Origin of the sequence: Diaphorobacter sp. JS3051 (assembly GCF_015832135.1) — a bacterium.
In the GTDB taxonomy this organism is placed as follows: domain Bacteria; phylum Pseudomonadota; class Gammaproteobacteria; order Burkholderiales; family Burkholderiaceae_C; genus Diaphorobacter; species Diaphorobacter nitroreducens.
In genome coordinates, this window is record NZ_CP065406.1 from 1,882,764 (window position 1) to 1,895,342 (window position 12,579).

Below are 12,579 nucleotides of genomic sequence, written 5' to 3' on the forward strand. Positions count from 1 at the left end.
GAAAGAAAAATGAGAAACCCCGAACGAATTCCTGCAATCCTTCATACGCTCCGAGAATTTTGGGAGAAACATCCTGACTGGCGGCTTGGCCAACTACTGGTCAACATCGCAAAACCCTCTGAGCCATGCCCTCAGATTTTCTACCTTGAGGATGACGTCTTCTTGGAGCGGCTCCAAGAAATGTCAAAATCTGATGACAGCAAATCCAAACTTTGAGACATGGGCCACATCCTATTCGGGCTGCGACGGCGGGGACATTGGCAATCCTGAACGGCGCGCCATATGGCTATGCGGCATCGAGTGGGGCGGTGCCTGCACCGCCGAGCAACTCCAGAACGAAATGCGGCGCGGCGAGCCCTGTCCGCCCAGAGGCTATGGCGATGCCTCGGAAAACCTGACTTACATTTTCAACCGGCAAGCCATGAAGATACTCGCTGCCATTCATGGCCGCCCCGTGTCTGAATACCGCGATTTTTGCCAACAGGCCAAACCATTTACCCAAGGTTCATCGGGTTACTTCAAGATTAATCTCTACCCCATCGCCTTTAAGGACACGAACCAGGCCCGGTGGCATTCCAATTTTGCAGAAGCGACCGGCTTGGAGAACAAATCCGACTATCTCGATTGGTGCAGAAAGCACCGTTTCCCACGCATGCGCCAGTGGGCTGCAACGGCACGGCCCAAGCTTATCCTGTGCCTTGGCAAGAGCTACCGAGATGACTTTCAAAAGGCGTTCCATGACAAAAACTCAACTTTCACTCACGAACCACCCATCGACGGTCGCGACCTGTGGTGGGGCGTCAATGCCGAGAGCACCCTGGTCGCTGTCATTCCTTTCATGGTCAACCGCTATGGGCTGACCCGCAACGACAGCATCCAAAAATTCGGCTACCGGATTGCACAACTGATGCAGCAGCATGGCTGCCGACAGGCGCAAATACCTGAACTCAATACATCAACGATCCTATGACCCCAGCACTTGACGCGCTTCTGTGCCAGCGGTACCCGCAGCTATTCCAGCACCGTCACGCCGAGCCGCAGACCTGCGCCATGAGCTGGGGCCTGCAATGCGGTGATGGCTGGTTCGACCTGATCGACATCCTGTGTGAAAGCCTGCAACAGGAAACCGAGCACGGCGACGCACCACAAGCGGTCGCCATGCAGGTCAAGCAAAAATGGGGACGGCTGCGCTTTTCCGTGGAATCCGCCTCCGAACGCCAGCAAGCCATGATCGACCTGGCCGAAGCGCTGTCCGCACGCCTGTGCGAGCAGTGCGGCAAGCCCGGCAAGATGCAATCCATCAAAGGTTTCCGCACTGTGCGCTGCGAAGAACATGCGTCGACTCAACCATGACGGGCGGGAGCTCACCCACTCGAGGGACCAATTGCAATCGTTCCCATGTATGAGCGTGATGGCCGACTGCTCCACGTTAGTCTTGAGGACGTTCCCCAGCCGGAGCTGTATCAGTTTTGGACGGCGCTGCGCGATCGCAGCGCAGTAGATGATGAGCCCATCACCACACCAGCCACACAATCTGCCATGCGCGTGCTGTCCAAATCCAAGCTATTGGCTTTTCGCCAATGCCCCAAGCGCCTGTGGCTCGAAATCCACCAGCCTGAGCGGCGCAAGGACTCCGGCGCCGCCTGGCCAGCTACGCCACGGGCCACCAGGTGGGGGACATTGCACGGCGGCTGTACAACCCGTTCGAGCAGGGTCAGTTAATCGACCCGCAGGCCGAAGGCTTCGATGCAGCTTTTGCCCGCACTCAGGTACTGCTGCGGTTCGCACAGCCCATCTTCGAGGCAGGTTTTCGTGCCGAAGGCGCACTGGCCTTTGCCGATGTGCTGCTGCCCACCGCCAAGGGCTGGCGCATGGTGGAGGTCAAGTCCAGCGCGAGCGTGAAGGACTACCACCGCGACGATGCCGCCGCGCAGTCCTTCCTGGCCCGTGCCAGTGGAGTGCCGCTCCAATCCATCGCTGTCGCACATATCGACAGCGGCTGGAGCTACCCTGGCGGCGGCGACTACCGGGGCCTGCTGATGGAGGTGGATGTGACTGCAGATGCGTTGGGCCGCGACCATGAAGTGCGCAGCTGGATCGCCAGCGCACAGGCCTTAATGGCTCTCGAGCAAGCCCCACCCATCGCCACCGGCGGCCAGTGCCATGCGCCCTATGAATGCGGTTTCATCACTCACTGCCAAAGCCAGGAGCCATTGGCAGAACACCCCATCCACTGGCTGCCGCGCCCCAGCAACACGCTCAAGACATACGTCGCGGAGCACGGCATCCGCGAACTGCGCGATGTGCCCGACGGCCTGCTCAACCCCACGCAGCAACGCGTGAAGGCTGCTTCCTTGTCGGGCCAGGCGTATTTCGATCGGGGCGCTGCCGCGCAGGCACTGGCGACACACAGACTGCCGGGTTATTTCATCGACTTCGAGACCATCCAGTTCTCTGTGCCGATCTGGGAAGGCACCAGGCCCTACCAGCAAATCCCCTTTCAGTTCAGCGTCCATCGCCTGGGGCGCACGGGACGGGCCACGCACCATGCGTTCCTCGACCTCTCTGGCGGCAACCCCGGACGTGCTTTTTCCCAAGCCCTCATCACCGCCTGCGGCGAATGCGGCCCTGTGTTCGTCTACAACGCCGCGTTCGAAACCACCCGCATCCGCGAACTGGCCGACCGCTACCCAAGCCTGGCCCCTGCCCTGCACGCCATCAACGACCGCGTGGTCGATCTGCTGCCCGTGGCACGCCAGCACTACTACCATCCCAGCCAGCAGGGCAGCTGGAGCATCAAGGCCGTTCTGCCCGCCCTATGCCCTGATCTGGGTTACGACCAACTCGATGGCGTGCAGGACGGCGGCATGGCCCAGCAGGCCTACCTAGAGGCTATCGCTCCGGCCACCAGCGCGGGGCGCAAGGCCGAGCTGGAGCGCCAGTTGCTCGCCTACTGCTGCCTCGACACATGGGCCATGGTGCGCCTGTGGGCAGCCTTCACCAACATCCACTTGAAAGGCTGACACCCTCCATGGCCAAGCGACCCGACACCCTGGACACCGCACTGCTCATGGTGGAGCTACTGCGCCGCATACCGCGCGGGCGCAAGATCACCACGGGAGAGCTGCACCAGCAGTTGCAGAGCGCAGGTTTTGAGCGCGACCTGCGCACCATCCAGCGCCAGGTCGAAACCCTGAGCGAGCATTTTGACATCGAGCGCGACGACCGCAGCAAACCCTACGGTTACCGCTGGCGCGAGCGCGCCCAGGGCCTGGCCGTGCCCCAACTGACTCCCCAGGAATCGCTGCTGCTGCAACTGGCCGAAGAACACCTCAAACATCTGCTGCCAGCGCGGCTGATGCAGTCCATGGACGGCTTTTTCAGCCAGGCCCGGCGCAACCTGGGTGACAGCCACAACCAGCGCAGCGACACAGCGGCTCTGGAGCGTGAATGGCCACGCAAGGTGCGGGTTGTGGCCACAAGCCAGCCGCTGCTGCCGCCGGCCATCGCCCCTGGCGTGCTGGAAGCCGTGAGCGATGCGCTGTACGCCAACCGCTGGCTGCATATCGACTATCAAAACGCTGCAGGCAAGCACCGCCAGGCAAAGGTCATGCCCCTGGGCCTGGCCCAACAAGGCCCGCGCCTGTATTTGGTGTGCCGCTACGAGGGTTTTGCCAACGAGCGCAGCCTTGCACTTCACCGCATTAACCAGGCCGAGGCATCCACTCTGGCTTTCGAGCGCCCTGCGGAATTTGATCTACAGAAGTACGACGAGGATGGGCGATTCGGCTTTGGCGAGGGGCAGAGGGTGCGGCTCACGTTCTGCATTGATAACGACGCCGGTTTCCATCTGCGGGAAACACCGCTGTCAAAAGACCAGCAGGTGCATGACCAGGAGGATGGCTGGATGAAAATTACCGCGACGGTGGTGGACAGTGCGATGCTGGACTGGTGGCTGCGCGGGTTTGGGCAAGCATTACGCGACGTGCAGAAAACGCCATTGACGACCAAGGAACAATGACCCGATGAGCTACAAACTCGAATACCGAACCATCTGCTTTGGTGTTGATTCAGCAAGCCGCCTGCCCACCCAGGGCATAGAGGGAACCTTCTTCATCCCCTCCTACCAACGCGGCTATCGCTGGACTGCGGACGAAGTCACCAAGCTGCTGGACGACATCTGGGAGAGCGCAGGCCAGCGCTACAGCCTGCAGCCCATCGTCGTGAAAAGCCTGGGCACCGGCGCATGGGAGCTGATCGACGGCCAGCAGCGCCTGACGACCCTGTGGCTGCTGCTGCGCTTCATGAACAAGGGCGAGCCCCGCTATCACCTGGAATACCAGACCAGGGCGGGCAGCCAGGCGTACCTGAGAGAACTTGATGCCGCGCAAGCTGAAGAGAACATCGACTACCACCACATGCACCAGGCCTATGCAACGATTGCTGGCTGGTTCGCAAACAAGATGGGGCTGCAGTACCAGCAATTTTTGATCGATGAGATGTTCCGTTTTCTCTCGACCTCGGTGCGCGTCATCTGGTACGAAGTCCCCGCAAGCGAAGAGCCTATCCCTTTGTTCACCCGCTTGAACCAGGGCCGCATTCCGTTGACCGATGCGGAGCTGCTCAAGGCGGTCCTGCTGTCGAAAGTGCAGGAAAAGCACCCTGGCCGCGAGACCGAGATCGCCGCGCAGTGGGACGGGATTGAGCGTGATTTGCAACGGCCGGATGTCTGGGCCTTCGTCACAGGCCAGGCAGCTGCACAGGGCCGCGTCACCCTGCAGCACGGCACGCGCATCGACCTGTTGTTCGATACCCTGGCAAAGAAGCCCGCCACGGGCGCGCCGGCGTATCACACCTTTGACCAATTGCGCCCTCAGGCCGAGGGCGATTCACTGGCCTTCTGGGCGAAAGTGGAAGCACTGCACGCGCAAATCCTGGGTTGGTTCGAAGAGCCGCTCTGGCACAACAAAATCGGTTTCCTGGTGACCTGTGGATTGTCCCTGCAGGCCATTTTCGACCTGGCCCAGGGGCAAGGCAAGAAGGCCTTCGACAATGCCCTTACCTCACGCATCAAGGCCACACTGAATACCCGCGCCGACGATCTCGACGGCACCCTGCACTACGAGAACAGCAGCCATAAAGTCACATTGCAGCGTCTGCTGCTATTGTTCAACATCGAGGTCCGCCGTGACCGCTTTCCATTCAAGGAGCACGTCGGCGCCACATGGTCCCTGGAGCATATCCATGCGCAGAACGCCCAGGACTTGATCCGCGCAGAGCAATGGGAGACGTGGCTTGCAGAGCATCGCCAGGCCTTGAGCGACATCCGGGCAACAGGCAACATGGCCGCTATTGACCCGTTGCTGGCCGACATCAACGCAGCTACTCCGCACCTGCATACCAAGCAGTTTGGTCTGGAAGAATTCAAGGCGCTGGCAGGGAGGGTTCTCGTGGAACTCAATGACGGCGTGGAAGAAGAGGCGGACCACAGCATTGCCAACCTGGCATTGCTATCCCTCGGCGCCAACGCCGCGCTGAGCAATGCAGTTTTTGAAGTCAAACGCAGCAAAGTGCTGGCGATGGACAGGCGCGGCGACTACATCCCGGCCGCCACGCGCAACGTGTTCCTGAAGTACTACGCGCCTGCAGACCGGCTGCAACCTCATTTCTGGGGAGACGCCGACAAAGACGCCTATCTCCGAGAAATCAAGAAAAAACTGGCCGCATACCTGCAATGACCGATACCCCCATGACCACACCGCCAGCACAAGGCGACGGCACCCTTACCAGTCTGGCACAACTGTTTTCCCGGCCCATCAATGGCACGCAAGTGCAAGCCATCGAGATCCCACTGTTCCAGCGCGACTACGCCCAAGGCCGCAAGAACGAGCAGGCACGCCAAGTGCGCGAACGCTTCATTGCCGACCTGTGTGCCGCGCTGGACAGCGATGGCAAGAGCCTTCACCTCGACTTCGTCTTTGGCGACGTAGTGAACAAGGAGGTCGGCGGCAAGCAAATACCTACGCTGTACCCGCTGGACGGCCAGCAGCGCCTGACGACCCTCTTTCTGCTGCACTGCTATCTGGCCTGGCACCAGCCACAGAGCAGCGCAAGCGCGCAGCCGTGGCACGCATTCCAATACGCCACGCGCCCCGGCGCGCGGGCGTTCTGCCAGTTCCTGACCCAATGCAGGCCCCGCATGGATGCTCAGCCGGTTTCAGCATGGCTGTGCGACCAGGCCAACTACCTGCCCACCTGGAAGCACGACCCCACCATCCAGGGCATGCTGGTGGTGCTGGATGCTCTGCACCGGCACTACCAAGATCAACCCAGCGAACTCCTGCATGCCGCCTGGCTACGGCTGACCGACCCTGTAAACCCGGCGATCCGCTTCCTGCTGCTGCCCGTGGCCGCGCAAAAGCTCGACAACACGTTGTACGTGAAGATGAATTCACGCGGCAGGCCCTTGACCGGGTTCGAGAACTTCAAGGCCGACCTGGAAGCCCTGCTGCACAAGAACCCGGCACTGCTGGAAGCGGACGGCGCAGCCGTGAAGGCGTTCTCGCACAAGATCGACACAGACTGGGCCGACCTGTTCTGGCCCTACCGGGGCGACAACCACCTGATCGACGAAGAATGCGTGCGCTACCTGCGCTTTCTCTTCGAGGTGCGGGCGTGGAAACAAGGCCTGTCCGTGCAGACGAGCCTGGGCGACCTCAGCGCCCTTTCAGTTCTTTCGAAAGCTCTGCTGGGCAACCAGGCGTCAGCAGCCCACGACAACCTCGATTGGATTGCACGCGCACTCGATGTCTGGCTCACCGTGCAATCCGCTGGGTTGTCTGGCCCCCAAGCCATTGCCCCGCTGTTTACCAGCCTTTTTACCCGAGATACCGAGAGCATCGCTTCAACGCCCCTGCGCATCTTCAACTTCCGCGACTTCGGGGACGCCCCGGTGGGCGTGAACATGTTCCATGCCTGCTGCCGCCTGTATGGCACGCGCCCCTGGTCGCTGGCGCACACCGTGCTGCTGTATGGCGTGCTGCACGGCCTGATGCAGGGCACGCCGCTGGCAGACATGCACCACCGGTTGCGCATTCTGCGTAACCTGATCGAAGCCTCGCGCAGCGAAATCCGCGCCGACTCCACCCGCAACAATATGCCCGCTTTGCTCGCGGAGGTGGAAACCATCATGGCGGGCGGGCCGCTACATGCCGTGGAAACCTTCAATCAGGTTCAGGTTCGCAACGAGCAGGCCAAGCAAGCCCTGGTAGGGGCCCACCCCACGCTGCACGAATCCGTGTGCCAGCTCGAAGACCATGAACTGCTGCGCGGGGGATTGACAGTGTTCGACCTCAGCCCCGCACAGGATCCTCGCGCCTTTGCCAGCCGCGCAAGGCAGTTTTTCACGTTGTTCAAGCACCCTTACCACCAGGTCAGCGCCGCCCTTCTGGCCAAGGGCCATACAGGCAGAAGCCGCCAGCGCAGCTCGGGCCATCGCCTGACCTATATCGGAGCCCCGCGGCAGCGGCAGGCAGGGCTGTGGGAAAACCACTGGCGTATTCGCTACAACGAAGCCATCCACCCCAGCGCCGCTGCCCTGCAAGGCCTGCTGGACGACCTGGCCTTCGGACAAACACCGCAAGCCGTCATCGACACGTTCGTGCAAGCCCCTTCCACGCCAAAAGACTGGCGCTACTACATCGCCAAATACGAGGTAATGCGCGGTGCGAGCCTGGATTTCGCTGGCAACTACGTTCTGGGGCCCGGCCCAGGCTACGCCATCTGTATGCCCTTGAGCGACTCCTGCGACAACCGCAGCAACCACCATGACGCCTATTTGCTGGCTCTGGCCAACGAAGCGGGACTGCCCACATCAGACATTGGCAACCACGGTTGGCCGCGTTGCTTTCCAGGCCACGAAACCAATGAACGCCATCTAATACTACGACGCAGCGGGCTCAAGATCCGCTGTGTGGAAAACGGCTGGGCACTGAGCGATATCCCCAGCGAACCGGCACTGCGCAACGCCTTCGATACCGTGGCAAGCAAGTACGCCATTCAGGATGGCTTATTTGCCGTGCCGCAAACCCAGGGCATAGACATTGAAGACCGCATCATCCTAGGCGCGCAGTTACTGCATGAGTTGATCGAAGCCGGACTTTGAGACTTGGCTTGCGCCCGAGAATACCCACCGACATGGCAAGCGCTACCAGCAAAAATTAAAGGAATGCTATAGGAACACCCTATGTATGCGCGCGGCGAACCCATCTTGCGCATGACCGGTGTTGATGGTCAGCACGCCAGCGCAGGGTTTGCGCTGCCATAGACTCTCGGTGAGCCGCCCCTGTCAGGCGGTCAAGATTTGTACCGACGATGAGTTCCAAGCAGACCATTCTGGATCGCGAGTTGTTCACGCAGGCACTTCGCCACATGGGTGAGGAAGACCTGCTCTACCTCAACCGGATGGTGGTCGAGCGTTTGAACCTGCTGGCCCAGGCCAGGAGCACGGTGGAGCTGGCACAGTTCGCCGAGGGTGACCTGGTCCACTTCACGGCCACCGATGGCAGCGTCAAGCACGGCGTTGTGCTGCGCCTGAACAAGAAGACCGCCAGCGTGCGCACCGACGAAGGCCAGAACTGGAAGGTCTCCCCGGGCCTGCTGCGCAAGACGGCCACCCGATGAACAAGCGCCAAGCGCGCAGTGTCTGGGTCAGACAGCCGGCTGCCAGCGGTGCGGCAAGAGCTCCTCGATGCGGCTGGCCTTGTGCGTGGGCAGCCGGATGAGCACGTCCTTGAGGTAGGCATACGGGTCGTGCCCGTTCATGCGCGCTGACTGGATCAGGCTCATGACGGCCGCCGCTCGCTGACCCGCGCGCAGGCTGCCGGCGAACAACCAGTTCGAGCGCCCCAGGGCAATGGGCCTGATTCGATTCTCGATCCAGTTGTTGTCAGGCGGCAATTGCGGGTCATCGACGAAGCGCGTGAGCGCGGTCCATCTCTTGAGACTGTAGTCCAGGGCCTTGGCCGTGGCCGAGTTGCCCGCCACCTGCTGGCGTTGCAGCACCATCCACTGGTGCAAGGCGTCCAGTATCGGGCGGCTGTGCTGCTGGCGCACCTGCAGCCGTTGCGGTGCCGTCAGGGCTTGGACTTCCCGTTCGATCTCATAGACCCGGGCGAACTGTGCCAGGGCGAACTCGGCGATCTGGCTCTTGTTGGCCGCGTGCAGGTCGAAGAACTTGCGCCGGGCGTGTGCCAGGCAGCCGGCTTCTGTCACGCCCTGGCTGAAGCTGGCTTTGTACCCGGCGTAGTCGTCGCAAATCAGACTGCCGCGCCAGTCGCCCAGGAAGGCGCGGGCGTGCTCGCCGGCGCGGGACTCGCAGAAGTCGTACACCACGGCGCGCGTGGCTTCAAATGCCCCTGGGGCATAAGCCCACAGATAGGCCCGGTGCGTCTTGCCGTTGCCCGGCTTGAGCATGGCCACCGGCGTCTCATCACCGTGCAACACCCGGTGCCTGAGGATCTCGGTCTTGAGGGCATCGACCAGCGGCTGCAAACGCGCGCCGCAGGTACCCACCCATTGCGCCAGGGTCGAGCGAGGGATCGCCAGACCGGCGCGACCAAAGATGTTCTCCTGGCGGTACAAGGGCTGGTGATCGGCGTACTTGGCCACCAGCACCTGTGCCAGCAGGCCCGCTGTCGGGATGCCTTTGTCGATGACGTGGGCGGCCACCGGTGCTTGTGTGAGGGTCTGGCACTTCGCGCAGGCCCACTTGCCCCGGATGTGGCGCTCCACTGTGAAGACGCCGGGCACGTAGTCCAGCTTCTCGGCCACATCCTCGCCAATGCGCTTGAGTTGGCAACCGCACTGGCATGTCGTGGACGTGGGTTCGTGGCGGATCTCGTGTCGTGGCAGATTGGCCGGCAGCGGCGTGCGCTTGGGCTGCTGCTTGTCGGTGACCGGTTGCGTCGGGCGCAGTTGCTCAATCTCGTGCTCAACGGCCGCCAGATCGCTGTCGAGTTCTTCTTCCAGCAGGTTGCGCTGCTCGGCGCTGTGGCGCTCGGATTTGGCCGCGAACTTCAGCCGCTTGAGCAGTGCGCATTCATAGGCGAGCTTCTCGTTCAGAGCCCGCTGGTGACGCAGTTCGGCCAGCAGGCGCTGGCTGACCTGGCGCAGTTGCTCTGCATCCAGTTCGCTCAGGGCTTGCTCGTCGATCACCATGGACAGCAGTGTGCCCGCGCGTGCCGTGCAAGGCCATTGGCACATCTCCCAATTGCAGCGACGACTCCCTCACAGGGAAGATTCAGATCACGGTGATGGCGCCTTGCGAGCCCATGCGCTGCCAGGGCAGACCCAGCACCAGCGCGTTGAGCTGGGTGTGTTCCAACGCCACGTTCGGACTGCCCGGCGGCGCCCAGACGAACTTACCCTGGTGCAACCGGCGCGCAGCCAGCCACAGACCCACGCCGTCGTGCACCAGGATCTTCAGACGGTTGGCGCGCTGGTTGGCAAAGACGTAGGCATGGTGCGGGTGGGCAGCGCCAAAGGTGGCGATCACCCGGGCCAGGGCGGTGTCGGTACCCGCGCGCATGTCCAGCGGAGCGGTGGCCAGCCAGGCCGCATCGATACGGATCACCGCAACAGCTCGCGCAGCATCTGGGCGCACTGCGCCGCGGCCGACACTGGCCATTGCATCGTGACGGTCGCTCCAGCGCGCTGGATCTCCACCCGGATGAGGTCCTGGCTGGGGCTGGCCTGCGTGGGCGCGGGTGTGACCGGGGATGCGACCGGCCCCGGTGCCACGGTAGGCGCCAATGGCAACGCCACGAAGGCTGGTGTTCTCAGCGAATCCTGTTCACGACTCAGGCTCTGCTCCCGCAGCCAGCGATGCACCATGTTCGGATGCAGGCCATGGCTCAAGGCCACGCCAGCCACTGAGGCCCCTGGCTCACGGGTTCGTGCCAGAACCGACGCCTTGAAAGCGGCGCTGTACTCGCGCCGCAGCCGGCGCTCTCCATCGATCAATCGTTCCATCGTCTCCACGATCTCCTTCGTGGGGACGATCCTCGATTACTGCCCTCGATTCAAGATGGGTTCTCCGGACGCATACCACCCTATAGGTATAGAGAAGGGGTAATCTAACGAACCGACAAGGGGCGATCTAACGAACCCCGCCCCAGCACGCAATCAGGGGCGATGTATCGAACCATCAAGGGGCGATGTAACGAGGACAACCCGAGCAGAACACAGCCTTGTCCACAGCCCAAGCAGCCGATCTACCCCAGCTTTTTCGCCAGGTCTTCGGCACGGGGATGGTAGTAACGCTTGAGCATGCGCAAATCCTTGTGACCTGTCACGGCAGACAACTCCAAGACGTTGCTCAGCTTTTCCGACAAACGAGACGCGGCTTCGTGGCGAGTGTCATGGAAATGGACATCCTCCAGAAAGCCGCGAACAGGCCGCTTTCCGGCTGCTCGGCAATCTTCCTTGTACTGCTGCTGGGCGCGTTCCAAAGCACGCTTGAATCCTTTGCGCAAAGCCATGGCCGTCGTGGGAAACACCGGCCCTTCAAGAACATCGCCTACACCAGCCAAAGTTTGCAGCTCCTGCAGGATAGCCACCGCCTTGCGTGACAAAGGCACCATGCGCGAATCGCCATTCTTGGTGTCTGGCAAAAAAGCTGTCTGCCGAGCCAGATTCACACACTCCCAGCGCAAGGCCAACAGCTCCCCCCGGCGCATCGCCGTCTCCACGGCTAATTCGACCAGGGGTTGCAACCATGGGTTGCGCGCCCCCTTGCTGAACGTGCCATCGGCCAGGCGCTCACCGCCCGTCAAGGCTGCGAGCAAATACACCATCTCCTCATCCGTAAAGCGCCTGTCCCTGGCTTTGGCCTTCTCCGGGCGGCGCACCAGGGGTACGGGGTTCTCGATATGGATGCCCCACTCACGCCGCGCGTGGTTGATTGCCGCCGACAGAACGTCGATTTCGCGGTTGACCGTCGCCCCACTGACCTGCTTGAGGCGACGGTCACGCCAAGCAGCGACAATCGAGCTGTTCAAAGCCGAAATCTTGATCTGGGTTAGAGCGGCATCCTTGAGCAAGACCTTGATCTTGGTGGACTCGATCACGGCTGACTTTTTCTGCGGCGTGACTTCCTGCTGGTACCGCAAGAGGATGTCGGCCAATGTGTTGCGTTCGGCCTCCCGACGGTCGATGAAGCCGGTTGTCTCCAGCTCTCGCTCCATCGCGCGAACCCAGCGTTCGGCATCCTCCTTGTAGGAGAAGGTTCTTGACTGAGCAGGGAAGCCACGGCGCCTGACCTTGGCTTGCCACTGCAGTTCTCCGCGTTTTGTGATCGTACCCACCGGCCCGTGTCCCCGAAGTGTCCCAAATAATGGATTTCATCATACAACCCATTGATTTCATTGGCAACGCAAAGGCGTTCGGGACGTAGAGGCCGGAGGTTCGAATCCTCTCACCCCGACCAGTTATTTTCATGCCCAAGCCCTGCATCGCGGGGCTTTTTTGCATCTGGACGCCGTCCGGGTGCCAAGGAACCGCAAATCTTTAATGCGGTTG

Annotated in this window: 11 protein-coding genes; 7 read left to right on the forward strand and 4 right to left on the reverse strand. The window is 61.6% G+C overall.

From position 1 onward, the window contains the following. Positions 1-193: 193 nt before the first annotated feature. The 7 genes from I3K84_RS09000 (at position 194) to I3K84_RS09030 (ending at position 8,682) form a co-directional block, all read left to right on the forward strand. The gene (locus tag I3K84_RS09000; protein ID WP_172734532.1) at positions 194-970 is read left to right on the forward strand and encodes a hypothetical protein; all 777 of its coding nucleotides are present in this window, start codon (positions 194-196) and stop codon (positions 968-970) included. Between the two features lie 80 nt (positions 971-1,050). After that, positions 1,051-1,353: a hypothetical protein gene (locus I3K84_RS09005; protein ID WP_196995938.1), complete on the forward strand. Its 303-nt coding sequence runs from the start codon at positions 1,051-1,053 to the stop codon at positions 1,351-1,353. Between the two features lie 317 nt (positions 1,354-1,670). Continuing rightward, complete coding sequence (locus tag I3K84_RS09010; RefSeq protein ID WP_231403447.1) at positions 1,671-3,023, forward strand: DUF2779 domain-containing protein; 1,353 nt, start codon at positions 1,671-1,673, stop codon at positions 3,021-3,023. An 8-nt stretch (positions 3,024-3,031) separates the two neighbouring features. Then, positions 3,032-4,021 carry a YafY family protein gene (locus tag I3K84_RS09015; protein ID WP_196995939.1) on the forward strand — a complete coding sequence of 330 codons (990 nt, stop codon included), beginning with the start codon at positions 3,032-3,034 and terminating at the stop codon, positions 4,019-4,021. A gap of 4 nt (positions 4,022-4,025) precedes the next feature. Beyond that, positions 4,026-5,738, forward strand: a complete 1,713-nt coding sequence (locus I3K84_RS09020; RefSeq protein WP_196995940.1) for a DUF262 domain-containing protein — start codon at positions 4,026-4,028, stop codon at positions 5,736-5,738. Continuing rightward, positions 5,735-8,164 (forward strand): DUF262 domain-containing protein, encoded by a 2,430-nt coding sequence (locus tag I3K84_RS09025; protein WP_196995941.1) that lies wholly within the window; start codon positions 5,735-5,737, stop codon positions 8,162-8,164. The genes I3K84_RS09020 and I3K84_RS09025 overlap by 4 nt, the downstream gene beginning before the upstream one ends. Before the next feature lie 209 nt (positions 8,165-8,373). Beyond that, positions 8,374-8,682 (forward strand): hypothetical protein, encoded by a 309-nt coding sequence (locus I3K84_RS09030; RefSeq protein WP_196995942.1) that lies wholly within the window; start codon positions 8,374-8,376, stop codon positions 8,680-8,682. Between the two features lie 27 nt (positions 8,683-8,709). On the opposite strand, the gene I3K84_RS09035 is transcribed toward I3K84_RS09030, so the two are convergent. From I3K84_RS09035 to I3K84_RS09050, 4 genes are all read right to left on the reverse strand, one after another. Further along, positions 8,710-10,218 carry an IS66 family transposase gene (locus I3K84_RS09035; protein WP_196996092.1) on the reverse strand — a complete coding sequence of 503 codons (1,509 nt, stop codon included), beginning with the start codon at positions 10,216-10,218 and terminating at the stop codon, positions 8,710-8,712. A gap of 82 nt (positions 10,219-10,300) precedes the next feature. Beyond that, positions 10,301-10,633 carry an IS66 family insertion sequence element accessory protein TnpB gene (tnpB, locus tag I3K84_RS09040; protein ID WP_044397668.1) on the reverse strand — a complete coding sequence of 111 codons (333 nt, stop codon included), beginning with the start codon at positions 10,631-10,633 and terminating at the stop codon, positions 10,301-10,303. Then, complete coding sequence (locus tag I3K84_RS09045) at positions 10,630-11,031, reverse strand: transposase (RefSeq protein WP_044397671.1); 402 nt, start codon at positions 11,029-11,031, stop codon at positions 10,630-10,632. Before I3K84_RS09045 ends, tnpB begins: the two co-directional genes overlap by 4 nt. Positions 11,032-11,273: 242 nt before the next feature. Beyond that, on the reverse strand, positions 11,274-12,365 hold the full coding sequence (locus tag I3K84_RS09050; protein WP_196995943.1) for a site-specific integrase: 1,092 nt from the start codon (positions 12,363-12,365) through the stop codon (positions 11,274-11,276). Positions 12,366-12,579 lie beyond the last annotated feature (214 nt).